This is a genomic window from Alloalcanivorax mobilis, from assembly GCF_002864685.1.
GTDB lineage: Bacteria > Pseudomonadota > Gammaproteobacteria > Pseudomonadales > Alcanivoracaceae > Alloalcanivorax > Alloalcanivorax mobilis.
This window is the reverse complement of record NZ_NMQZ01000015.1, coordinates 1-23,290: the sequence shown is the minus strand read 5'-3', so window position 1 is coordinate 23,290 and position 23,290 is coordinate 1. Positions and strand designations below refer to the sequence as shown.

At 65.4% G+C, this 23,290-nt stretch carries 19 protein-coding genes and 1 riboswitch; of the genes, 13 read left to right on the top strand and 6 right to left on the bottom strand.

Annotation, left to right across the window (positions count from 1 at the left end; translation table 11 throughout):
• Positions 1–73: 73 nt before the first annotated feature.
• Positions 74–1,063 (top strand): aldo/keto reductase, encoded by a 990-nt coding sequence (locus tag CGS25_RS09410; protein WP_089034348.1) that lies wholly within the window; start codon positions 74–76, stop codon positions 1,061–1,063.
• A 12-nt stretch (positions 1,064–1,075) separates the two neighbouring features.
• On the opposite strand, the gene CGS25_RS09405 is transcribed toward CGS25_RS09410, so the two are convergent.
• The 5 genes from CGS25_RS09405 to CGS25_RS09385 all read right to left on the bottom strand — a co-directional run bounded on the left by CGS25_RS09405 (position 1,076) and on the right by CGS25_RS09385 (position 5,677).
• Positions 1,076–2,023 carry a cation diffusion facilitator family transporter gene (locus CGS25_RS09405; protein WP_101675305.1) on the bottom strand — a complete coding sequence of 316 codons (948 nt, stop codon included), beginning with the start codon at positions 2,021–2,023 and terminating at the stop codon, positions 1,076–1,078.
• Positions 2,024–2,127: 104 nt separating this feature from the next.
• Positions 2,128–2,589: a hypothetical protein gene (locus CGS25_RS09400; RefSeq protein WP_101675304.1), complete on the bottom strand. Its 462-nt coding sequence runs from the start codon at positions 2,587–2,589 to the stop codon at positions 2,128–2,130.
• Position 2,590: 1 nt separating this feature from the next.
• Positions 2,591–2,860: a DUF883 family protein gene (locus CGS25_RS09395; protein WP_089034671.1), complete on the bottom strand. Its 270-nt coding sequence runs from the start codon at positions 2,858–2,860 to the stop codon at positions 2,591–2,593.
• 522 nt (positions 2,861–3,382) lie between these two features.
• Entirely contained in the window at positions 3,383–4,390 is a 1,008-nt protein-coding gene (locus tag CGS25_RS09390; RefSeq protein WP_089034351.1) for an isocitrate dehydrogenase, read from the bottom strand.
• 192 nt (positions 4,391–4,582) lie between these two features.
• Positions 4,583–5,677 (bottom strand): NADH:flavin oxidoreductase/NADH oxidase, encoded by a 1,095-nt coding sequence (locus tag CGS25_RS09385; RefSeq protein WP_101675303.1) that lies wholly within the window; start codon positions 5,675–5,677, stop codon positions 4,583–4,585.
• A 91-nt stretch (positions 5,678–5,768) separates the two neighbouring features.
• Positions 5,769–5,851: riboswitch (Fluoride riboswitch) on the top strand.
• Between the two features lie 72 nt (positions 5,852–5,923).
• Between CGS25_RS09385 and crcB the strand changes: the two genes are divergently transcribed.
• Positions 5,924–6,322: a fluoride efflux transporter CrcB gene (crcB, locus tag CGS25_RS09380; RefSeq protein ID WP_089034353.1), complete on the top strand. Its 399-nt coding sequence runs from the start codon at positions 5,924–5,926 to the stop codon at positions 6,320–6,322.
• Positions 6,323–6,340: 18 nt separating this feature from the next.
• Here the strand turns inward: crcB and CGS25_RS09375 are convergent, their stop codons facing one another.
• Positions 6,341–7,216 (bottom strand): AraC family transcriptional regulator, encoded by an 876-nt coding sequence (locus tag CGS25_RS09375; RefSeq protein ID WP_232802339.1) that lies wholly within the window; start codon positions 7,214–7,216, stop codon positions 6,341–6,343.
• A gap of 798 nt (positions 7,217–8,014) precedes the next feature.
• Here CGS25_RS09375 and CGS25_RS09370 point away from each other — a divergent pair.
• From CGS25_RS09370 to CGS25_RS09320, 11 genes are all read left to right on the top strand, one after another.
• Positions 8,015–9,199 (top strand): efflux RND transporter periplasmic adaptor subunit, encoded by a 1,185-nt coding sequence (locus tag CGS25_RS09370; protein WP_101675302.1) that lies wholly within the window; start codon positions 8,015–8,017, stop codon positions 9,197–9,199.
• Positions 9,200–9,342: 143 nt separating this feature from the next.
• Positions 9,343–12,522 carry an efflux RND transporter permease subunit gene (locus tag CGS25_RS09365; protein ID WP_101675301.1) on the top strand — a complete coding sequence of 1,060 codons (3,180 nt, stop codon included), beginning with the start codon at positions 9,343–9,345 and terminating at the stop codon, positions 12,520–12,522.
• Positions 12,515–13,939 (top strand): efflux transporter outer membrane subunit, encoded by a 1,425-nt coding sequence (locus CGS25_RS09360; protein WP_101675300.1) that lies wholly within the window; start codon positions 12,515–12,517, stop codon positions 13,937–13,939. Before CGS25_RS09365 ends, CGS25_RS09360 begins: the two co-directional genes overlap by 8 nt.
• 522 nt (positions 13,940–14,461) lie before the next feature.
• The gene (locus CGS25_RS09355) at positions 14,462–15,043 is read left to right on the top strand and encodes a TetR/AcrR family transcriptional regulator (RefSeq protein ID WP_089034358.1); all 582 of its coding nucleotides are present in this window, start codon (positions 14,462–14,464) and stop codon (positions 15,041–15,043) included.
• A gap of 336 nt (positions 15,044–15,379) precedes the next feature.
• Entirely contained in the window at positions 15,380–16,741 is a 1,362-nt protein-coding gene (locus CGS25_RS09350; RefSeq protein WP_101675299.1) for a short-chain fatty acid transporter, read from the top strand.
• A 33-nt stretch (positions 16,742–16,774) separates the two neighbouring features.
• Entirely contained in the window at positions 16,775–18,739 is a 1,965-nt protein-coding gene (locus CGS25_RS09345) for an acetoacetate--CoA ligase (protein ID WP_101675298.1), read from the top strand.
• Entirely contained in the window at positions 18,736–19,890 is a 1,155-nt protein-coding gene (locus CGS25_RS09340) for a thiolase family protein (protein WP_101675297.1), read from the top strand. Before CGS25_RS09345 ends, CGS25_RS09340 begins: the two co-directional genes overlap by 4 nt.
• 3 nt (positions 19,891–19,893) lie before the next feature.
• Positions 19,894–20,337 carry a Zn-ribbon domain-containing OB-fold protein gene (locus tag CGS25_RS09335; RefSeq protein WP_101675296.1) on the top strand — a complete coding sequence of 148 codons (444 nt, stop codon included), beginning with the start codon at positions 19,894–19,896 and terminating at the stop codon, positions 20,335–20,337.
• A 2-nt stretch (positions 20,338–20,339) separates the two neighbouring features.
• Positions 20,340–21,515 (top strand): acetyl-CoA C-acyltransferase, encoded by a 1,176-nt coding sequence (locus tag CGS25_RS09330; RefSeq protein WP_089034363.1) that lies wholly within the window; start codon positions 20,340–20,342, stop codon positions 21,513–21,515.
• A 15-nt stretch (positions 21,516–21,530) separates the two neighbouring features.
• Positions 21,531–21,983, top strand: a complete 453-nt coding sequence (locus CGS25_RS09325) for a MaoC family dehydratase (RefSeq protein ID WP_089034364.1) — start codon at positions 21,531–21,533, stop codon at positions 21,981–21,983.
• Positions 21,980–23,194, top strand: a complete 1,215-nt coding sequence (locus CGS25_RS09320) for an MFS transporter (RefSeq protein ID WP_101675295.1) — start codon at positions 21,980–21,982, stop codon at positions 23,192–23,194. Before CGS25_RS09325 ends, CGS25_RS09320 begins: the two co-directional genes overlap by 4 nt.
• The last annotated feature ends 96 nt before the right edge of the window (positions 23,195–23,290 follow it).

Genomic DNA, 23,290 nt, shown 5'->3' with positions numbered 1-23,290 from the left:
TAACCATGAAACGCGGTTTATCGCCTGTTTCTGAATGCCGATACTGGTCGCGACCTGAGTAAGGAGAAAGAGCATGAAACAACGTCAACTGGGCCGGCAGGGCCCGCTGGTTTCCGCCCTGGGGCTGGGCTGCATGGGGATGAGCGATTTCTACGGCCACCGCGACGACCGCGAATCCCTGGCCACTCTGGACGCGGCCCTGGAGCGGGGCGTGACGATGCTCGACACCGCCGACATGTACGGCCCGCACCTCAACGAGGAGCTGGTGGGCAAGGCCATCGCCGGCAAGCGCGAGCGGGTTTTTCTGGCCACCAAGTTCGGCATCGTGCGCGACCCGGCCAACCCCCAGGCGCGGGGCGTGGATGGCTCGCCGGAGTACCTGCGGCGCTCGGTGGAGGGCAGTCTCAAACGCCTGGGCGTGGAAACCATCGATCTCTACTACCAGCATCGCATCGATCCGTCGGTGCCGATCGAAGACACCGTGGGCGCCATGGGCGAACTGGTGAAAGCCGGCAAGGTGCGTTACCTGGGGCTCAGCGAAGCCTCGGCGGAGACCCTGCGGCGCGGCCATCGGGAGCACCCGATCACCGCCTTGCAGATGGAATATTCCCTATGGACCCGCGACGCCGAGCAACACATTTTGCCCGCCTGCCGTGAGCTGGGCGTGGGGTTCGTGGCCTACAGCCCTTTGGGGCGTGGCTTTCTGACCGGTGCGATCCGTTCGCCGGACGACTTCGACGCGGACGACTTCCGCCGCCACAACCCGCGTTTTCAGGGCGAGAATTTCCAGCGCAATCTGGACCTGGTGGCCAGCGTCAATGAGATGGCGCGGAGTAAGGGCGTGCTGCCTTCGCAGCTGGCGCTCGCCTGGGTGCTGGCCCGGGGCGAGGACATCGTGCCGATCTTTGGCACCAAGCGCCGCCGTTACCTGCAAGAGAATCTGGGCGCGCTGGAGGTCACACTGAGCGACAGCGAACGGCAGCGGCTCGACCGCCTGTTTCCGCTCAATGCCGCCGCCGGTGAGCGCTATGCGGAAGCCGCCATGCACACGCTGGATCGTTAACCAACAAGCCGTTCAGCGCGTTTCGTCGGGCTCGGACAAGGGCGGCAGCCCATCGCAGGGTTCCGCCCAGGCCGGGTCGGCGGTGAACACGGTGTCGGTGACCTGGTTGGGGTGCACGGCGGAAATTGCCGCGCGCAGCCGGGCGCGGATCGCGTCCAATGCGGCCAGGTTGATGAGCGGATAGTCCTCCGGCAACACCACATGGATCATCACATAGAGCTGGCGGCCCGGGCGCACCATGCGGATTTGCAATTGGCGCACCGGCAGATCCGCCAGCGCCGTCTGGATCGCCGCCTGCACCGGCTGGCGCACGGCACGCGGTGGCGCCCGGTTGAGCAATTCGCGGATCGCGCCGCGCGCCATTTTGATCGGCACGCTCAGGCACAGCAGAACCACGGCGATCACCAGCACCGAATCCACATAGGGCACGATGTCGTGCCAACCCAACCAGCGAGCCAACGGAATGGTGCAGAATGTCAGCAGCACCGCCGAGGAGATCAGCGCGTTGACCAGCCAGTTTTCCGAATCCGCGCGCATCAGCGGCGTATCGTTATGGCGACGGCTGCGAAACAGCAGCCAGGCGGTACCGGAGCAGGCGAGCGTGGCGAACAAGGCATAGACAATCGCCGGGCCGGCGACAATGGTGCGGCCACCAGAGAGCAGCGCGATCACCGCATCGCCCAGGGCGAACAGCGCCACGCCAAGAATCAGCAGCCCCTTGCCGGCGTTGATCAGGGATTCGAAATAGGCGTAACCGAATGGAAATTTGCGGTCATCGGGCTGGGTGGCCAGCGCGCTGATGCGCACCGTGATCAGCGCGACCAGAAAGTAGACCAGATTGAAAAGGCCATCGAGCAGGATCGCCTTGGATTGCGTCAGGCTGGCGGCGGTGACCGCCACCGCGCCCACCAGCAGGGACATCAACGCCGACACAATCAGCACGCCACGCTCGGTTTTCATGGTTTTTCTTCCGCTTCAACAGACCTTTCAGTCTAGCGGTCCACCGGCGGATGGCAATCGGGCGGGAAGGGAAAATACTGTTTTCAGTTTTCAGTCTGGTGAGGCTATTGCGAGGCTTTCTGGTAGGCCTCGATCACCTTGCGGGTCACCACCGGGCCGGCGGCGCGGGTCAGAAAGCGGCGGGTGCCGGGGCTGGCGGCGATCAGAACGCCCGCGGCGACGGCGCCGATCATCACCACGCCGGCATTGCGCTGGGTCCATTCCGCCGCGCGCTCGCCGATCAGTGGCGTCAGATTCTGTTCAATATGCTGCTCATTCTGCGGCGAGGAGACCGAAGTGGCGTCGGGCTTCGCGGTCAGGCCTTTCACCGCCCAACCCAGCAGCACCGCCACCACCAGCAAACCGACGCCGGTGTACAGGGCGGCCAGCGGAGCGCCCACGTGTGGGGCCATGGCCAGCCACGCCGCCGAGGCGATGCACAGCAACGCCGCCAGCCCGGTCAACATGGTCAACCAGACCAGCGCGTGCAGGCTGAACAGAGACGACAGTTTGCCGCGAAGATTCATATCAGCGGCTAATGATTTTGCCGATCAACAGGCCGACACCGAATGCGGTCAGCACGCTGGTGAACGGACGCTGCTTGATCTGGTTGCTGCAATGCTCCGCCTGCCCGGCGGCTTCCAAACGGACTTCGTCGAATTTCTCGCGGGCCGCGTCGACACCCGCCTGAGCCCGCTGCTGGCCGCTGCGCTTCATTGCTTCCGCCAGCGCGGCGATGTCGCTGCGCAGTTGCTCCATGTCTTTTTTAATGGCATCGGTTTCGCTGGACTGGCTCATGATACGCTCCTGCTCCATGCATGAATTTCCTTAGGTCCTTGAGCATAGAGAAGCGTCCGCGCGCCGGCTATTCGTGTGTTGAAAAACATTGATAAAGGAAGATGGGACGTCGGACGTCGGACGTCGGACGCCAGACGCGGGACGCTAGACAAAAAAACAAACGGCCGTTGCTAGAGCACTGCTCTCCAGCAACTCGTGGGCACGCTTTTAAGGTTGGACATCGGACGCTTAACCGCCTAGCGCAACGGTTTGATCTGACGCAAAGACTCGTTGCGTAGCCGCAATGCCTTTGGTGGAGGGCTTATGTTGGCGTCAGATGTCCGACCCACCACCGATCCACCGCTGGGTTAGCGTCCGGCGTCCGGCGTCTGGCGTCTGGCGCAAAAAAACTCGGGTTCGGAGCAACGGCGCCGCGCCATCCGGCCAAAAGGCGTCGCTGGCTGGGCCTGCTCCTACCGGAAAAAATCTCTACAGCGCCGCGTAGGAGAGGTCGGCCAGACCCACGTTGACCCGCCGGCGACCCTATAGCTGCCGAATCACCTCGTCGGTGAATTCACGGGTGCTGGCCTTGCCGCCCAGGTCGGCGGTGGTCACCTGGCCCTCGCCGACCACATGGCGCACCGCCTTGCGAAGGCGCGCGGCGGCGTCGTTGTGTTCCAGGTAGTCGAGCATCATGGCGGCGCCGAGCAGCAGGGCGGTGGGGTTGGCGATGCCCTGGCCGGCAATGTCCGGAGCGCTGCCGTGCACCGCCTCGAAAATGCCTTTGTGCTCACCCACGTTGGCGCCGGGGGCCAGGCCCAGGCCGCCGGTGAGGCCGGCGCACAGGTCGGAAAGAATGTCGCCGAACAGATTGGTGGTGACGATCACGTCGAAGCGGTGCGGGTTCATCACCAGTTGCATGGCGCAGTTGTCGACGATCATCTCCTCGTGCTCGATGTCGTCGTATTCCTTGGCGATGCTTCGCGCTACGTCGAGAAACAACCCGGAGGTGGATTTCATGATGTTGGCTTTGTGCACCACGGTGACCTTGCGGCGGCCCAGCCGGCGGGCGGCTTCGTAGGCGAAGCGGATCAGCCGTTTGGATTCCTTGCGGGTGATCACGCTGCGCAGCTCGGCGCGTTCGCCGTCGTCGCTGACCATCTGGCCTTCGCCGGAATAAATCCCTTCGATGTTCTCGCGGATCGTCAGGATGTCCACGTTGTCGTAGCGCGAGCGCACCCCGGGGATCGACAGCGCCGGACGCAGATTGGCGAACAGATCGAAGTGTTTGCGCAGGGTCACATTGACCGAACGGAAACCCTTGCCCACCGGGGTGGTTATCGGGCCTTTCAGGGCAACCGGGTTCTTTTCAATCAGATCCAGGGTTTCCTGGGGCACCAGCTCCAGGCCTTTGTCCAGCGCCGTCTGCCCGGCGATCGCGTATTCGTAGCGCAGCCCGCAGTCCAGGGCGTCCAGCACCCGCACCGTGGCGTCGACAATATCGGGGCCAATGCCGTCACCGGGAATGACCGTTACGTTCGTCTCCGCCATGGGCGTTCTCCTCTCGTCATCTTTTCACGGTTTTATGATGTCCCCACTTTTGGGGGAAAGTGGGGGTTTTTCAAGGCCCTTGGGCATGCGAGGAGTGTGCCAGGATGGTGAGAGCGCTGGCACGCAACACGCTTTATGCGACACGCGTCGTTGGCGTGCCAGCGTGTTGCGTGCCGCGTGCCAGCCATTGGCTCACTCGGCGAACAATCCCTTGACCCCATGCGGGGCACTGCGCAGGTATTGGTTGGGGGCTTTGACGCTGGCGCCGAGTTTGGCGGCGGCGTGCCAGGGCCAGCGTGGGTCGTAGAGGATGCCACGGGCGAGGGCAACGGCGTCGGCCTGGCCGGAGGCGAGCAGAGTCTCGGCCTGCTCCGGGTCGGTGATCAGGCCCACGGCAATGGTGGTCAGGCCGCTTTCCGCCTTGATGCGCGCCGCCAGGGCGGCCTGGTAGCCCGGGCCCACTGGAATTTTCTGGGCGCCGGTGAGGCCGCCGCTGGAAACGTGGATGTCGTCGCAGCCGTGGCTTTTCAGGGCCTGGGCCAGGGCCACGGTTTGCTCCAGATCCCAGCCGCCGTCGGCCCAGTCGGTGGCTGAGACGCGCACCCCCACGGCCAGTTCGGGCACCGCCTCCTTGACCGCGTCGAACACTTCCAGCAGCAGGCGCATGCGGTTTTCCAGGCTGCCGCCGTAGCGGTCGTCGCGCTGGTTGGAGAGTGGCGAAAGGAATTCGTGCAGCAGGTAGCCGTGGGCGCCGTGGATTTCGATCAGCTCCAGGCCCAGGCGGTGCGCGCGCTTGGCGGCGACGACGAACGCTTCGATCAAGGCGCTGATCTCGCTCTCATCCAGCGGTTCCGGCGCGACCTCGCCGTCGGCGAAGGCGAGCGGCGAGGGCGCCCGGGTGCGCCAGCCCTGGGGTTGATCCGGCGCAATCTGGGCACCGCCTTCCCAGGGTTTCAAGGTGGACGCCTTGCGGCCGGCGTGGGCCAATTGAATGCCGACCGGCATGTCCGAGTGGGCGCGCACCTGATCCAGCACCGTCTTCAGCGCCGCTTCGTTGTCGTCGTTCCACAGCCCCAGGTCCTGCGGGCTGATGCGGCCTTCGGCGAGCACCGCGCTGGCCTCCAGAATCAGCAGCCCGGCGCCGGAGAGCGCCAGGTGGCCCAGGTGAATGGTGTGCCAGGAGGTGGCGTTGCCCTGCTCGGCGGAATACTGGCACATCGGCGCGATCACGATGCGGTTGTTCAGGGTCAGCGGACCCAGTTCGATCGGTGTGAAAAGCTGGCTCATTGATCTCTCCATAAGGCTGGTCATCGGGACGCAAGCCGTTTGCCACGGTGGTGATGTCAGTTGAATGGTGCCGGGTGACGTGATAGTTAAACCCCTTTGGGGAGATGGTATTCCTCCCGAGCATTGCGCTCGAACCGCCGTATTCAGTATGCGGTTGATGATGCCTGTTAACGCGTCAGAAGGCGTGCCCGCGAGCGTGTCGTGCCTTCGGTTGCTTCCTGTTTGCCTGTTTTCAGGACCCGCATCATGTGGTTATCCGTAGTTTCGATTGGCGCTGGCGCCGTGCTGGGTGCGAACCTTCGCTGGCTGCTTGGGCTCTGGCTCAATGCGCTGTTTCCGGCGGTGCCGTTGGGAACCTTGCTGGCCAATTGGCTGGGGGCCTGGTTGATTGGCCTGGCTTTGGGAGGATTCGCCTGGTTGCCGCAAATTGCGCCGGAATGGCGCCTGTTCGTGATCACCGGCTTTCTCGGTGCTCTGACTACTTTCTCCACTTTTTCGGCGGAAATCGTCACCCACCTGCAGGGTGGGCGCTGGTCATTGGCACTGGGCGGCATCGCTCTGCACGTTATCGGTTCGTTGTGCATGACCGGGTTGGGCATCGCCACCGTGGCGCTGATTCGGCACCTGTGCGGCGTTTTGCGCTGAGCCGGTACGCCGCCGGCATCACATTTGCGCGACGGACTGCTCGCCACGCAGTTTGACCACGTCGGTGCGCGGCGGCGCGCCAAACATGCGGCTGTATTCACGGCTGAAGTGCGAAGGGCTTTCGTAGCCGACCCGGTAGCTGGCGGTGGCCGCCTCCAGGCCCTCGCTGAGCATCAGCCGGCGCGCTTCATGCAGCCGCAGTTTCTTCTGGAACTGCAACGGCGACATGCGCGTGACCTGTTTGAAACTGTGAAACAGGGACGACTCGCTCATGTTGACCCGCTCGGCCAGTTCGCGCACTCGCAGCGGCTCGGCGAAGCGATCCTTCAATAGCGCGATCACCTTGGATACCCGGTGCGCCTGGCTGTCGGCGGCGGCGAACTTGCGCATGCGCGCGCCCATTTCGCCGATCAGAGCCCGATAGAGAATCTCGCGGCGCGCCAGTGGCGCCAGAATGGCGGCGTCGTGGGGCGAATCCAGCAAGCTCACCAGGCGCGCGGTGGCGTCCAGCAGGCCCTGGTCGGTTTGCGACACACACAGGCCGCAGGCCGCTTCGGGGCATTTCTCTTCGCTGTTGACGCGCTCGCCCAGTTCCAGCACCAGTTCGGTGACCTCCTGGGGGTCCACGTCCACGCGAATCGACAGGAACGGCTCGCTGGGCGAGGCCATGTCCACCTGCCCGAGCACCGGCAAATGCACCGAAGAGACCAGATAACTGAGCGGTCCGTAGACGATTTCGCGATCGCCCAGCCAGATCGTTTTGCTGCCTTGCACGATCACGCACAGGCAGGGCTCATAGATGGTGGAAACGCACTGCGTGGGCGTGTTGGCGCGGCCCAGGTGCAGCCCGGCGATGGTGGATTCCTCCATGCCATCGGCGACCACGTGGCGCATCACCGTGTCCGCCAGCTTGCCGCGCAGCCGTTCAATGTCGCGGCTTTGTTCGGCGCTCGGCGACGCGGGAGTCAGGCTGGGGGCGACAGAGTTCGGGACAGAGCTCGGGACAGAGTTCGGTAGAGAAGGTGGCATCACGATAATCCCTCCGGTTGATGGCGGCAGTATACGCCCGACCGGTGACCCGGAAAGGCGCACGCCGATAATGCTGCAGGATCAGGCAAGCACTCTGGAGTAACGTGCAATTTCAGGCAAGTTTCCCCGGTCTGGCGTGGTTTGCTGCAAGTCGGTGGACTGACCCGAATGTGCGCAAAGAGAGAAGAGGGTCCGTTCTCTTCAGCGTTGAAGGGCACCGATCTGGTGCGCCTAAAGTGGCGATTATGACGGTAATTTGTCCGCTTTATGCGGCTATCGGCGCATTCTGGCCTTGTTGGGGCCGGCGACCGGCTCTTGCCGGATAGAGCGCGCCGGGCGGGCGGGGGACAAGTGGCGCACAGGTTATCAATTTTTCCTCTTATCGCAGAATCGGGCAATCAAGAGGCAGTAACCGGATACCCGGCAACGGTGCGCTCCGCTTATCTTGCTGCGGGTGGAAGGGGCAGCGTTGAACAGCCCGTTCACGCAGAGCCCGGTGAAACGCGGCCATGGCGGTCGCCATCGGACCGGCCGATCACCAGGATCGGCAAAAGCTCTGCTGAATGGGATTGACCTCAAGTTTGGTTGAGGAATTAACGTTCGCCGCCTGGGCCGGCCCGAGCCGGTTCTCTGAAAAAGATCAATACCAGGAGCGAGAAGGACATGGATTCGATCAATACCGATTACGCAAGTGGCGGCGGTGAGCTGATCATCGGGCTGGCCCTGCTGTTGATGACGGTGGTGGGGCTGGCCGGTTGCGACGCCCGCGGCGAGCAGGCGCGCAGCGCACCGCCGCCGCCAGCGGTGGAAGTGGCCGAAGTGCAGCGCCAGCCATTAACCCTGTGGGATGACTTCACCGGCCGGGTGGCGGCGCCGGAAAGCGTGGACCTGCGGCCGCGGGTGAGCGGCTACATTGATGCGGTCAGCTTCCAGGAAGGCGAGCTGGTCAAGCAGGGCGATGTGCTGTTCCAGATCGACCCGCGCCCCTACCGGGCCCGCGAGCGCGCGGCGGTGGCCGATCTGGCCCAGGCCCGCAGTCGCTATACGCTGGCGAAAAGCGAGGCGGCGCGCGCCGAGCGGCTGGTCAACAGCCGCGCCATCTCCCGGGAGGAGTACGACCAGCGCGATTCGGCGATGGCCTCCGCCCGTGCCCAGGTGGCCGCCGCCGAGGCGGCGCTGGAGAGCGCCCGTCTGGATCTGGAATACACCCGGGTGCGGGCGCCGATCTCTGGGCTGGCCGGCCGGGCCATGGTCACCCGTGGCAATCTGGCCAACGCGGATCAAACCCTGCTCACCAACCTGGTGTCGGTGGACCCGCTGTACGTGTACTTCGAAAGTGACAGCAGCACGGTGGCGAGCAGCCTCGGCCTGATGAGCGGTGATCAGCCAGCCAGGGTGCGCATCGGCGTCACCGGGGAAAGCGGCTACCCCCACGCCGGCACCGTGGATTTCGTCGACAACCGCCTGAATGGCAGCACCGGCACGCTGCAGTTCCGCGCCGTGGTCGCCAACCCGGACGGCCTGCTCAAGCCCGGCCAGTTCGCCCGCGTGGAAATGCCCACCAAACACCTGGACAACGCCCTGACGGTGGAAGGCAAAGCACTGCTGACCGATCAGGACCGGCGCTATGTGTACGTGGTCGAAGCCGACAACAAAGCGGCCCGGCGTAACGTGCAGCCCGGGCGCACCGTGGATGGCCGGGTGGTGATCCTCGATGGCCTCAAGCCCGGTGAGCGGGTGATCGTCAATGGCGTGCAAAAGGTGATGGCCTCCGGCATGCCGGTTGCCCCCAGCCTGGTGCGCGGCGACCCGCCGAAAGCCGCCGGCGAGGTCGCCGCCACGCCCTGAGTTCCCGCACTCGTTGCGCGGCAACGATGTCAGTGGTGGCCGGTGACCCCGGCCGCCGCTGATCCCGCTTTCCGCTCCGTTTACCGACTGTTGCCCGGTTCATTGGCGCGCCCTTGGGGCGGCGCCCAGAGGACGTTATTGCCATGAATTTTTCCCGTTTCTTCGTCGACCGCCCGGTGTTCGCCTCGGCGCTGTCGATCATCATCTTCGTGGTCGGCCTGATTGCCATTCCGCAATTGCCGATCAGCGAATACCCGGAAGTGGTACCGCCTTCGGTGCAGGTGCGCGCGGTGTTCCCCGGCGCCAACCCGAAAGTGATCGCCGAAACCGTGGCCTCGCCACTGGAGGAAGCGATCAACGGTGTCGAGAACATGATGTACATGAAGTCAGTGGCCGGCTCCGACGGCGTGCTGCTGACCACCGTGACGTTTCGCCCGGGCACCGACCCGGACGCCGCCCAGGTGCAGGTGCAGAATCGCGTCAGCCAGGCCGAGGCGCGCCTGCCCGAGGAAGTGCGCCGCCAGGGTGTCACCACCCGCAAGCAATCGCCGACCCTGACTCTGGTGGTGCACCTGGTGTCACCGGATGGCCGCTACGATTCGCTGTACCTGCGCAACTACGGCGTGCTGCGCGTCAAGGATGAGCTGGCGCGGCTTTCCGGCGTCGGCGACGTGCAGATTTTCGGCTCCGGCGATTACGCCATGCGCGTCTGGCTGGACCCCAACAAGCTGGCTTCTCGTGGGCTCACCGCCGGCGATGTGGTGCGCGCGATCCGCGAACAGAACGTGCAGGTTTCCGCCGGCCAGCTTGGCGGCGAGCCGATGCCCGACGGCAGCGACTTTCTGATGTCGATCAACGCCAAGGGCCGTCTTGAAACCACCGCCGAATTCGGCGACATCGTGATCAAGAGCGGTGCCGATGGCGAGATCGTGCGGCTGGACAGCGTGGCGCGCCTGGAAATGGGCGCCGGCGATTACACCCTGCGCTCCCAGCTCGACGGCAAGGACGCCGTCGGCATGGGCATCTTCCAGTCGCCGGGCGCCAACGCCATCGAGTTGTCCGACGCGGTGCGCGGGAAAATGGCCGAATTGTCGACCAGCTTCCCGGAAGGCATGACCTACAAGATTGCCTATGACCCCACCGTTTTCGTGCGCGATTCGATCACCTCGGTGGTGCATACCCTGCTCGAAGCCGTGGCGCTGGTGGTGCTGGTGGTGATCCTGTTCCTGCAAAGCTGGCGCGCGTCGTTGATTCCGTTGCTGGCGGTGCCGGTGTCGGTGGTGGGCACCTTCGCCGCCCTGTTGATGCTGGGCTTCTCGATCAACACCCTGACCTTGTTCGGCATGGTGCTGGCGATCGGCATCGTGGTGGACGACGCCATCGTGGTGGTGGAGAACGTGGAACGCAACATCGAGGAGGGGCTGGCGCCGCTGGCCGCCGCCCACCAGGCCATGCGCGAAGTGTCCGGGCCGATCATCGCCATCGCCCTGGTGCTGTGCGCGGTGTTCGTGCCGATGGCGTTTTTGTCCGGCGTTACCGGCCAGTTCTATCGCCAGTTCGCCGCCGCCATCGCCATTTCCACGGTGATCTCGGCGATCAATTCGCTGACCCTGTCACCGGCCCTGGCCGGCCGGTTGCTGCGCCCGGTGGATGCCCCCAAGGATGCCCCGGCGCGTTTGATTGATTTTCTGTTCGGCTGGATTTTCCGCCCCTTCAACCGCTTCTTCACCAGCGGCTCCAACCGTTATCAGGGTTTCGTGCGCCGTTCCCTGGGCCGGCGTGGCGCTGTGTTTCTGGTCTATCTGGTGTTGCTGGCCGGCACCGGCGTGATGTTCAAGGCGGTGCCCGGCGGGTTTATTCCCACCCAGGACAAGCTCTACCTGATTGGCGGCGTGAAAATGCCGGAAGGCGCTTCGTTGGAGCGCACCAGCGAGGTGGTGAGCCGCGTGGCGAAGATGGCGATGGAAACCGACGGCGTGCAAAACGCCATCGCCTTTCCGGGGCTGAACGCTCTGCAGTTCACCAACACGCCCAACTCCGGCACCCTGTTTTTCACGCTTAAACCGTTCGCCGAGCGTGGCCGCACGGCGGCGCAGATCAATGCGGAAATCAACGCCAAGGTGGCCGGCATCAAGGAAGGCTTCGCGTTCTCGTTCATGCCGCCACCGATTCTCGGCCTCGGCCAGGGCTCCGGCTATTCCCTGTTTATTCAGGACCGCGCCGGGCTCGGTTACGGCGCGCTTCAGGACGCGGTCAACGGCTTTTCCGGCGCGATCGTGCAGACCCCTGGCCTGAGTTATCCGATCACCACCTATCAGGCCAACGTGCCGCAGTTGGATGCCCAGGTCGACCGCACCAAAGCCAAAGCCCAGGGCGTGCCGATCACCGAGTTGTTCGACACCCTGCAAACCTATCTCGGTTCCACCTACGTGAACGACTTCAACCAGTTCGGCCGCACCTACCAGGTGATCGCCCAGGCGGACGCGCCGTTCCGCGACCAGGTCGAGGACATCGCCAACCTGCGCACCCGCAACGCCGCCGGCGAGATGGTGCCGATCGGCTCGATGGTCAGTGTGTCGCGCAGCTTCGGCCCGGACCCGGTGATCCGCTACAACGGCTACCCGGCGGCGGACCTGATCGGCGAATCCGACCCGCGCGTGTTCTCCTCCACCGAGGCGATGGCGCGCGTGCAGGCAATGGCCGACGAGGCGCTGCCGGCGGGCATGACCATCGAATGGACCGACCTCAGCTATCAGCAGGCCACCCAGGGCCACGCCGCCCTGGTGGTGTTCCCGCTGGCGTTGCTGCTGGTGTTCCTGGTGCTGGCCTCGCTCTACGAGAGCTGGGTGTTGCCGCTGGCGGTGATTCTGATCGTGCCGCTGTGTTTGCTGGCGGCCCTGTTCGGCGTGTGGCTGGCCGGTGGCGACAACAACATCTTCGTGCAGGTGGGGCTGGTGGTGCTGATGGGGCTGGCCTGCAAGAACGCCATTCTGATCGTGGAATTCGCCCGCGAAAAAGAAGCGGAAGGCATGAGCACCGTGGCCGCCGCGCTGGAAGCCTGCCGGCTGCGGTTGCGCCCGATCATCATGACCTCGGTGGCGTTCATCGCCGGCGTGGTGCCACTGGTGCTGGCCAGTGGCGCCGGCAGCGAAGTGCGCAACGCCATGGGCATCACCGTGTTCACCGGCATGCTCGGCGTCACCCTGTTCGGCCTTGCCTTAACGCCGGTGTTCTACGTCGCCCTGCGCGCCCTGGCCAAACGCCTGAAGGGGGAAACCGCGGCGCCCCGATTGACCCATACTCCGGAGCAACACGATGCGTAATGTTCTGACCCTCACGGCGGCGGCGCTGCTGGCCGCCTGCGCGGTGGGCCCCGATTACCGGGCCCCGGAGCCGCAAGCGCCGGCCGCGTTTTCCGAGGCGCGTGGTGCGCGCGCCTTCAACGCCGACGTCGAGCGCCGCTTCTGGGCCGGCTTCGGCGACCCCTTGCTGGCCGGTCTGATCCGCCAGACGCTGGACGCCAACAACGACCTGCAAGTGGCGCTGGCCCGTTACGATCGCGCCCGGGCGTTGCTCAGCGGCGCCCGCCGCGAGCAACTGCCCAGCGTCACCGCGTCGGCGTCCGCCGCCGAGCAGCACCTGGCGGAAGTGGAACGCACGCCGCCGGGCGGCGGTGATGAGCGGGTCGAACTGTACCAGGCCGGCGCCGGCCTGAGCTGGGAGCTGGATCTGTTCGGCCGCCTGCGCCGCGCCACGGAAGCGCGCCGCGCCGAGCTGGGCGCCGCTGGCGCCGATCTGCAGGGTGTGCGGGTGGCGCTGGTCGGCCAACTGGCCAGCAGCTATTTCGAACTGCGCGGCTTGCAGCAGCAACTGGCGGTGGCCCGCCACAACGTGCAACTGCAGAGCGAATCCCTGGAGATCGTCGACGCGCGCCTGCAAGCGGGCCGAGGCACCGAGTTCGACACCGTGCGCGCCCGCGCTCGCCTGGACGCCACCCGCGCCGCGGTACCGGAACTGGAAGCGAGCATCCGCGCCAACATGCACCGCATCGCCGTGCTCAGCGGCCAGGCGCCCACCGCTCTGGTGGACACCCTGGCGGTGGCCGAGCCGCTGCCGCCGGTGATGCCGGAGATTCCCCTGGGCACTCCCGGTGAAGTGCTGCGCCGCCGCCCGGACATCCGCGCCGCCGAACGGCGCCTGGCCGCCGCTACCGCCAGCATTGGCATTGTCACCGCCGATCTTTATCCGCGCTTCACCCTGGGCGGGCTGATCGGATCGGTGGCGGCGGACGGCGACGACCTGTTTACCGGCGGCGCCGAATCCCGGCGCATCGCCCTGGGCGTGGACTGGACCTTCCTCGACTTCGGCAAGGTGCGCGCGCGCATCGACGCCGCCGACGCCGACAGCCGCGCGGCCCTGGCCAACTACCAGCAGACCGTGCTCAACGCCCTGGAAGAAACCGAGACCCTGCTGGTGCGCTACCACCGCGATCAGACCCGCACCGGTTACCTGGCCAGCGCCGCCGCCGGCGCCGACCGCGCCGCGCAACTGGCGCGGGAGCGCTACCGGGAGGGCATCATCGGTTACTTCGAAGTGCTGGCCGCCGAGCAGGAGCGCATCGACACCCGCGACGCCCTGATTCAGAGCCGCACCCGCGTCACCCTCGGCATGGTCAATCTGTACCGCGCGCTCGCCGGCGCCCCCGACCAGCAGGTGGAGCCACAGCAAAACGGTGCCTGACCGGGCCCGCCCACGGTCCGGCGCCGCGCCGGTTCCGGTTTCCGGCAAGGATCGCCGAGAAACCGGGTACCGGTGTCGGCGGCCCGACGCTTAAAGTAAACGCCATCGCCGGCCCCGCCACCGGCACGAATCTCGCGCTGATTCGATCTTTATCGTTTTGATCTTACCCCGAGGCCATGGATGGCCTTTTTTTTCCCGCCACGCAGTAACGCTGCTCCGCTCCCACAAAAGAGAGTTCGCTGACAGGCGGCACGCCATGCGGAGTGGCTGCAAGCTTCAAGCTTCAAGCTGCAAGGGCGGCTTGGTAGCTACCCTTAGCGGCCTGCGGCTTTTTTAGCTTGCAGCTTGCAGCTTGCAGCGCGCAAGCGTGCCGTGCCATGGACCCCCACCGCGCGATGCTTATAATGGGCGCCGCTTCGCCGTGATACGGCCTTGCCCTCTGGTGGCCGCTTTGATTCGGCGCTACCGTTGCAGGGTCCGGCCGCGCACTGGCTGGCTCCGTTTCCCGTGTTGACGAAGGCTATGGATCGCATAAAGGACAACCGAACCCGATTGCTGCGCGCCGCCGCGGATCTGTTTGCCCGCAAGGGATTTCACGCCACCGGCATGAGCGATCTGGAAAAAGCCACCGGGCTGGGGCGCAGCTCGCTGTATCACTATTTCTCCAATAAAGAGGAGATGCTGTTCGAGATCACCACCCGCTATTTGCGTGAGCTGATTGCCATCGGCGAGGCATTGTTGGCGGAGGATCAGGCCTCTGAACAGCGGCTGCGCAGTTTCTCCCGCGCGGTGATGCGCAGCGTCGCCGAGGATCTTTCCGAGCTGACCGTGTGTTTCCGTGAAATGCACTCGGTGACCGGCGAGAACCGTCAGGCATCGCTGGATTTGCACCGCGCCTACGAGCGCGTCTGGGCGCGCATGCTGCGCGCCGGTTCCGACCACGGCGATTTTCAGGACACCGATGCGATCACCGTGAAGGCGGTGATCGGCATGCATCACTACAGCTACCTGTGGCTGCGCCCGGACGGCAATCGCAGCCCCGAGGCGATTGCCGATTCGTTCTGCGATCTGATCCTTTCCGGCCTGAAGCGCGGTTCCGTTTAGATTTATTTGCTTCCCTTCTGGCCGCCTTTATTCCTAAAAAATGTATCGACCGGTACAGTTCAAGCTGCCACAAGCCCCGCTGTTGCTGGCGCTCCGGGCGGCGATACGGATTTTGGATCGCCGCTCCCGCAATCATTTCCTTTTCTTATAGTTCAGTTAATTCAACACTTTAAGTGATTTCCGGACTTTGTTCCCATTGCGGGCCGAGTATGGATGACGCTTTACAGCGACTCACTGGTCACCGTACTGTATGGACCAGTCGGTACAGTTTTCCGGGCCGGCAAACAAACATAGCACTCAATAATAAAACCCGACACGAAAGGTGGAGGAAACAACATGCTGCAGGCCGCAGGTGCGCTTTGCGCGCGCGTCTCCCGACAACTTATTCCCAACCCGTTTATCTTCGCCATCCTGCTCTCGGCGGTGGTCTACCTGATGGGCATCGTGATCACCCACCAAAGCCCGGCGCAGATGGTCGGCCACTGGTACGCCGGCTTCTGGGATCTGCTCAAGTTTTCCATGCAGATGGTGGTGATTCTGCTGTTCGGCTATGTGCTGGCCAGTTCGCCGCCGGTGCGCGCCGCGGTACGCCGCGCCGCCGCCCTGCCGCGCAGCGCCGGGCAGGGCATTATTCTGGTCACCGTGCTGGCGGTGGTGTTCGGCTTTCTGAGCTGGGGCCTGGGCCTGATCGTCGGCGCCATCGCCGCCCGCGAAGTGTGCGGGCAGGCCAAGAAACGCGGCATCCGCATTCATTATCCGCTGGCCGCCGCCGCCGGCTTTTCCGGGCTGATCATTTTCAACTGCGGTTTGTCCGCGTCGGCGCCGCTGCTGGTCAACACCCAGGGGCACTTTCTGGCCGACAAGATCGGTTTGATCCCGGTGTCCCAGACCATTTTCTCACCGTTCAATCTGATTGCCTTTCTGGCCTACCTGATTCTGATTCCGCTGGTGTATCGCGCCATGCATCCCAAGGATGAGGACATCGCCGAGATCGCCGACGACGAAGCCGACGCCGCCGATGCCGTGGCCGACGCCAAACGGGAAAAAGCCGAAGCCACCACGCTGGCCGAGAAACTGGAAAACGCCGCCCTGCTGAGCTGGATGCTGATCGTGCCCGGCCTGGGTTATCTGGGGTATCACTTTTACAGCAAGGGCTTCGATCTCAACCTGGACATCGTCAACTTCGCGCTGCTGATTTTCGGCCTGATCGCCTACCGCACGCCGATGGCCTATGTGAACGCCATCGATGAGGGCATCCGCGCCTGTGGCCAGATCGTGCTGCAGTTTCCGCTCTACGCGGGAATCATGGGCATGATGGCGGGCTCTGGCCTGGTGGCGGTGTTCGCCGAATGGCTGGTGTCGATTTCCAACGTGCACACCTTCCCGCTGCTGGCGATGATCGCCGCCGGTTTCGTCAACCTGATGGTGCCCTCCGCCGGCGGCCAATGGGCGGTGCAGGGGCCGCTGTTGATTCAGGCCGGGCAGAGCCTGGGCGTGGACAACGCGGTCACGGTGATGGCGTTTTCCTACGGCGACCAGCTCACCAATGCGATTCAACCCATGTGGATGCTGCCGCTGCTCGGCGTGACCGCGCTCAAGGCCCGCGACATCGTTGGCTACACGGCGGTGATGATGCTGTTCGCCCTGGTCATTTTCGGCGTTGGCGTCACCGTGCTGCCGGTGCTGTTTGGCGGCTGAGCGAGCCGCGATCTTATAAAAAGGAGTGCTTCAATGAGCTACACGCACAACCTGGCGCCACTGTGCTGGACACCCGGGCCGGAACGGATCGCCAGTGCCGCGATCACCCGGTTCGCCCGGCAGGTCGGTCTGGAGGGCGCCAGCTACGCCGATCTGCACCGCTACGCGGTGACCTGCCTGGAGGATTTCTGGGCCGAGTTCTGGCGCTTCGCCAACCCGGTCGCCAGCGACTACCAGCAGGTGCTCAGCAGCGATGGCCAGGCGCGCATGGTCGGCGCCCGTTTCTTTATCGGTGCCACCATGAACTTCGCCGAGAATCTGCTGGCCGGCGACGCCGACCAGGTGGCGGTGATCGAAACCGGAGAAGACGGGGTCGGCGCGGCGCTGACCCTGGCACAGCTGCGCCAGCGCGTGGCCGGCGCCCAGCAGGCGCTGCGTGAGCTGGGGGTGGGCGAGGGCGACCGCGTCGCCGGGCTGATGCCGAACACCGTGGACACCCTGGTGATGGTGCTGGCCACCGCCTCGATCGGCGCGATCTGGTCCGCCTGCGCGCCGGAGTTTGGCGTTAACGGCGTGCTCGACCGCTTCGGCCAGATCGAACCCAGGGTGCTGGTGGCGGTGCCGCGCTATCGCTACAACGGTCGTCTGCACGACATCGGCGAGCGCGTCGCGGAGATTGCCAATGGCCTGAAAGTCCGTCATTTGCTGCTGTGCGGCGAGGGTGAGGTGGAACGCACCTACGCTGCCGTGGCGCGGCTGGAAACGCTGGCGGCGGGCGCGCCGTCACAACCGGACTATGTGGCGCTGCCGTTCAATCATCCGCTCTACGTGATCTACACCTCCGGCACCACCGGGCTGCCCAAGTGCATCGTGCACAGCGCCGGCGGCACCCTGATCAACCATCGCAAGGAGCACATGCTGCATTGCGACATTGGCCCCGGCGACCGGGTCATGTATTACACCTCCACCGCCTGGATGATGTACCACTGGATGATCACCGCCCGCGCCAGCGGCGCCACCCTGGTGCTTTATGACGGCGCGGCTATTCCCAAACGCGACGGCGAGCTGGATCACGACGCTCTGTGGCGCATCGCCGCCGAAACCGGTGCCACCCATTTCGGCACCAGCCCCAAATATCTGTCGTTGCTGGAGCAGGCCGGCCGCCGGCCCGCTGATCACTACGACTTGTCCGCGCTGCGCATGGTGATGAGCGCCGGCGCGCCGCTCACCGAGGAAAACTTCCGCTGGGTGTACGGCGCGGTGAAAGCGGATCTGTGCCTGGCGTCGATTTCCGGGGGCACCGAAATTCTCGGCTGTTTCGTGATGGGCAACCCGGCCGGGCCGGTGTACGCCGGTGAAATCCAGGTGCCGGCCCTGGGCATGGCGATGGCCATGCTCGATGAACGGGACATTCCGGTACTCGGCCGCCACGGCGATCTGGTGTGCACCGAACCGTTCCCGTCCATGCCGCTGGGCTTCTGGGGCGACGGCGGCTGGCAGCGTTATCTGGACACCTACTTCGGTGAACGCGCGGATGTCTGGACCCACGGCGACGTCGCGTACTTTACCGCCAGCGGTGGCGTGGTGATCACCGGCCGCAGTGACACCCTGCTCAAACCCGGTGGCGTGCGCATGGGCCCCTCGGAAATTTACCGCGTGGTGGAAACCATCGACGGCATCGAGGATTCCCTGGTGGTGGGTTACCCCATCGAGGGCGGCGACATGGACCTGTGGCTGTTCGTGGTCACCGAAGCGGGCCGTGAGCTGGATGAGCCGCTGAGCCAGCGCATTCGCGATGCGCTGCTGCGCGAAGCGTCGCCGCGCCATGTGCCGAAGCGGCTGTTCCAGGTCAACGAAATTCCCTACACCCTGAACGGCAAGAAAGTGGAAAAAGCGGTGCTGCAAATGCTCACCGGCAAGCCGGTCAAGAACAAGGGCTCGCTGCTCAACCCGGATTGTCTGGAGCAGTTCGTGGCGGTGGCGGAGGTGCAGGCATGAGCCACTGGAACTGCGCCATCGCCGGCATCGGCGAGCTGACGCCAACGCGCCGCACCGAGGGCGAAACCACCCTGGGCATGATCGCCCGGGTGTGCATCGAAGCGGTGGCGGACGCCGGCCTGGAGCCGGCCGCCATCGACGGCCTGCTGGTCGGCCCGCAGGTCGGCGAAACGCCGCAGCACGTGCCCGCCACGGTGTGCGAATACCTGGGTCTCAAACCGACCATGAGCAATGTGGTGGACCTGGGCGGCGCCTCCGGCGCCGGCATGGCCTGGCGGGCGGCGGCGGCGATCAACGCCGGCATGTGCGAAGCGGTGCTGTGCGTGCTCGCCAACAGCCGCGAGCCGACGCCGCCGCGTTCACCCAATCGCAACCCGATCCGCGAGTTCGATGTGCCGTTCGGCGCCTCCGGCGCCAACGCCGCCTACGCCATGATCGCCCAGGCGCACAGGCATCACTACGGCACCACCAGCGAGCAACTGGCCCAGGCGGTGGTGGCGCAGCGGCGCAACGCGGCCCGCCACCCGCAGGCGATTTTCCGCGACACGCCGATCACCGTGGACGATGTGCTCAACTCGCCGCTGGTGGCGGCGCCGCTGCGGTTGCTGGAAATCGTCATGCCCTGTGCCGGCGGTTCCGCCTTCGTGGTCACCACCAGCCAGCGCGCGCGCACCTTGCGCCATCCACCGGTGGAGATCGCCGGCGCCGGCGAGAAAGTCACCCACCGGGCCATTTCCGGCGCGCCGGATCTGCTCTCCGGCCCGCTCAAACCGGCCATGGCGCGGGCGTTTCAACAGGCCGGCGTGAGCGCCACCGACATGAACCTGCTGTCGCTGTACGACTGCTACAGCATCATGCTGGCGGTGACCGTGGAAGACGCCGGCCTGTGCCCGCCGGGCGCCGGCGGCCGCTGGCTGGCCGAGCACGACCTCAGCCCAGAGGGCGATTTTCCGCTCAACACCCACGGCGGCCAGCTCGCCTTTGGTCAGGCGGATCTGGCCGGCGGCATGTCGCACATCATCGAGGCGGTGCGGCAACTGCGGCATCAGGCGCACGGGCGCCAGATCGCCAACGCCCGCCACGCCCTGGTGACCGGCAACGGCGCCACCATGAGTGAAGCCACCGCTCTCATTTTGCGCCGGGAGGAGTAGCCAATGACACATTCTGGAAACCAACCGATGCGCAAACCCGGCCCTCAGGCCAGCCCGTTGTCACAACCGTTCTGGGAAGGCTGCCGTGAGCGTCGTTTGCTGATTCAGTACTGCCCGGATTCCGAGAAATGGGTGTTTTACCCGCGCGCCCTGGACCCGCACAGTTGGTCGACCAACCTGCAGTGGCGTGAAGCCAGCGGGCGCGGCACGGTGGCGTCGTTCATCGTGGTGCACAAGCCCGGCCATCCGGCGTTCGTGGAAGACAGCCCCTACGTGGTGGCGCTGATCGATCTGCAAGAGGGGCCGCGCATGCTTTCCAACGTGGTGGAATGCGCCCCGGACGCGGTGCGCATTGGCATGCCGGTACAGGTGCATTGGGTTGAGCAGGGTGGCGAAGTGCTGCCCAAGTTCCGGCCCGCCGACCCCCGTGACAACAACGGAGAATGACCATGGATTCGCAACACCAGGCGGTACTGCTGGACGGCATCCGCACCCCTTTCGGCCGTTACCTGGGCGGGCTGGCCAGCGTGCCGGCGCGCACCCTCATCGCCACCGCCATCGCCGAGCTGATCCGCCGCTATCCGGCCTTCGCCCAGGCCGACGGCGTGCTGCTCGGGCAGGTACTGCAAGCGGGCCAGGGCCAGAACCCGGCCCGGCTGGCCGCCGCCGACGGCGGTGTCGATTGGCGGGTGCCGGCGCTGACGCTCAATAACGTTTGCCTGGCCGGGCTGGCCAGCGTCGCCGATGCGGCGCGGCGCATTCAACTGGGCGAAGGTTCGCGCTATATCGTGGGTGGCGGCGACTCCATGAGCCGCGCGCCCCACGCGCGGCTGATGCGCCAGGCGGAGCGCCGCCCCGGCGAACTCGGTTTCACCGACATCATGATCAACGACGGCCTTTGGTGCTCGTTGGGCAACGAGGGCATGGGCCCACTTTCCGAGCGCGCCAACCGGGAACTGAACATCGCCCGGCCAGAGCAGGATGCCTACGCCGCCGCCTCCCATCAGCGCGCCGCCGCCGCCGTTAAAGACGGATTTTTTGACGGCGAGATCGTGCCGGTGGCGGTGCCCGGGGGCGAGGTCAGCGGTGATGAAGGCATCCGCGCCGACACCACCGTGGAGAAGCTGGCCGGCTTGCGCGCCGCCTTTGAAGAGGGCGGCTCGATCACCGCCGGCAGCAGCTCGCAAATGACCGACGGCGCCTCCGCCGGGCTGGTGTGCTCTCAGGCGGAAGCGGATGCCCTGGGGGTGACGCCGCTGGGCCGCATTATCGGCTGGGCGGAAGTGGCCGGGCCGGACAACACCCTGCATCTGAAACCCGCCAACGCCATTGAACGGGCGGTGGCGCGCGCCGGCATTGGCCTGAACGATGTCGACGTTTTTGAAATCAACGAAGCCTTCGCGGCGGTGGTGATCGCCACCTGCCGGCATCTGAATCTGCCCGCCGAGCGCGTCAACGTGAACGGCGGCGCCATCGCTCTGGGCCACCCACTGGGCGGCACCGGCTTCCGGCTTCTGCTCACCGTGGCGCGGGAGCTCAAGCGCCGCCAGGGCCGCTACGCGGTGGCCTCGCTGTGCGGCGGCGGCGGCCAGGGTTACGCCGTGGTGATTGAACGAACTTCATAGGAAAGGAGAGCAGTAATGAGCAACAGCAATCCGGTCAACGGCTGGAGCGACACCCGCCATGGCATGCCTGAACAGGGCGCCGTCGCCGAAAGGAAAAAGGACGTCACCGAAAAAGACATCGAACTGTTCAGTGAAATGAGTGGCGACTACAACCCGCTGCACACTGACAAAGCGGCGGCGGAAGCCTCACGCTTTGGCGGCCTGATCGTTCAAGGTGGCGTCACCACCGGCATTCTCAACGCGGTGGTCGCCGAGGACCTGCCCGGCCCGGGCAGCGTGTTCCTCAGCGTGGAATGGAAATTTTCCAAACCGGTGTACGTGGGCGACACCATCACCGGCCGCGTCGAGGTGCTGACGGTACGAGAAGACAAGCCTTTCTGCACCATCCGCACCACCGTGGAAAACCAGAAAGGCGAGGTCTGCATCAGCGGCGAAGCGGTGACCTACACGGCCGCGCTGCCGAAATGAGCGACGCCACCGTCGCCGCCCCCCGCCGGGACCCGCAAGGGTGCTGGCGGGGGCTGGCCACCCTGGCGGCCGCCATGCTGCTGGGCATGACCACCTGGTTTTCCGCCACCGCCGTGGTGCCCCAGCTGCGTGAGCTGTGGGCGCTGACGCCGGGGCAATCCGCCTGGATGACCATCAGTGTGCACTTGGGTTTCGTGGTCGGCGCACTGGCCTCGGCGCTGTTCAACATCGCCGACCTGATCGCGCCGCGCCGCTTGATGCTGTGCGGCGCCGCCGGCGCCGCTCTGGCCAATCTTTTATTGCTCACCGAACCGGGCGTCGGCGCCGCCATGCTGCTGCGTGGCCTGACCGGCCTGTTCCTGGCTGGCGTCTATCCGCCGGCGATGAAAGCCATGGCCACCTGGTTCAAGGTCAAACGGGGCACCGCCCTGGGCATCATGGTGGGCGCGCTGACGTTGGGCTCCGCCACCCCGCACCTGGTCAACGGCCTGGGCGGGCTGGACTGGCGGCTGGTGATCATCGCCACCTCGCTGCTGACCCTGGCCGGCGGCCTGATCGCCGAATACCTGGGCAAGGACGGCCCCTTCGATTTTCCGCGCGCGCCGTTTAACCCGGGTCAGGCGTTCCGCGCCTTCTCCGACCGCCCGGTGCTGCTCGCCTCGGTGGGGTATTTCGGGCACATGTGGGAGCTGTACGCCATGTGGGCCTGGTTTTCCGTGTTCATCACCCAGGTGCTGCAAGCGGACGGCAACCCCACCGCCGGTGGCCTCGGCGCCCTGCTCACCTTCGCGGTGATCGGTGTCGGCGCGCTCGGCTGTTGGGCCGGCGGCGAGCTCGGCGACCGCTGGGGGCGGGGCAATACCACCTCCCTGGCGATGCTGGTCTCCGGCGGTTGCGCCGTGCTGATCGGCTTTATGCAAAGCGCGCCGCTGCCGCTGGTGCTGCTGATCGGCCTGGTGTGGGGCTTCGCCGTGGTCGCCGATTCCGCCCAGTTCTCCACCGTGATCACCGAGCTGGGCGATCAGAGCTATGTGGGCACCGCCCTCACCCTGCAACTGGCGATTGGCTTTGTTCTCACCGTGCCCACCCTGTGGCTGATCCCCATCGTGCAACACAGCTACGGCTGGCCGGCGGCGTTCTCGCTGCTCGCCATCGGCCCGGTGATCGGCACCGTGGCGATGCAGAAACTGAAAAAATACGAACGACGCTAGGCGTTTTCTGAGTATGGTTCGGCGCGGCTTCGGTCGCGCTTTTTTTTGGTTCATCGCGGAATAGCGGGAATTGACTCAATGCCGATCCATTTCCCA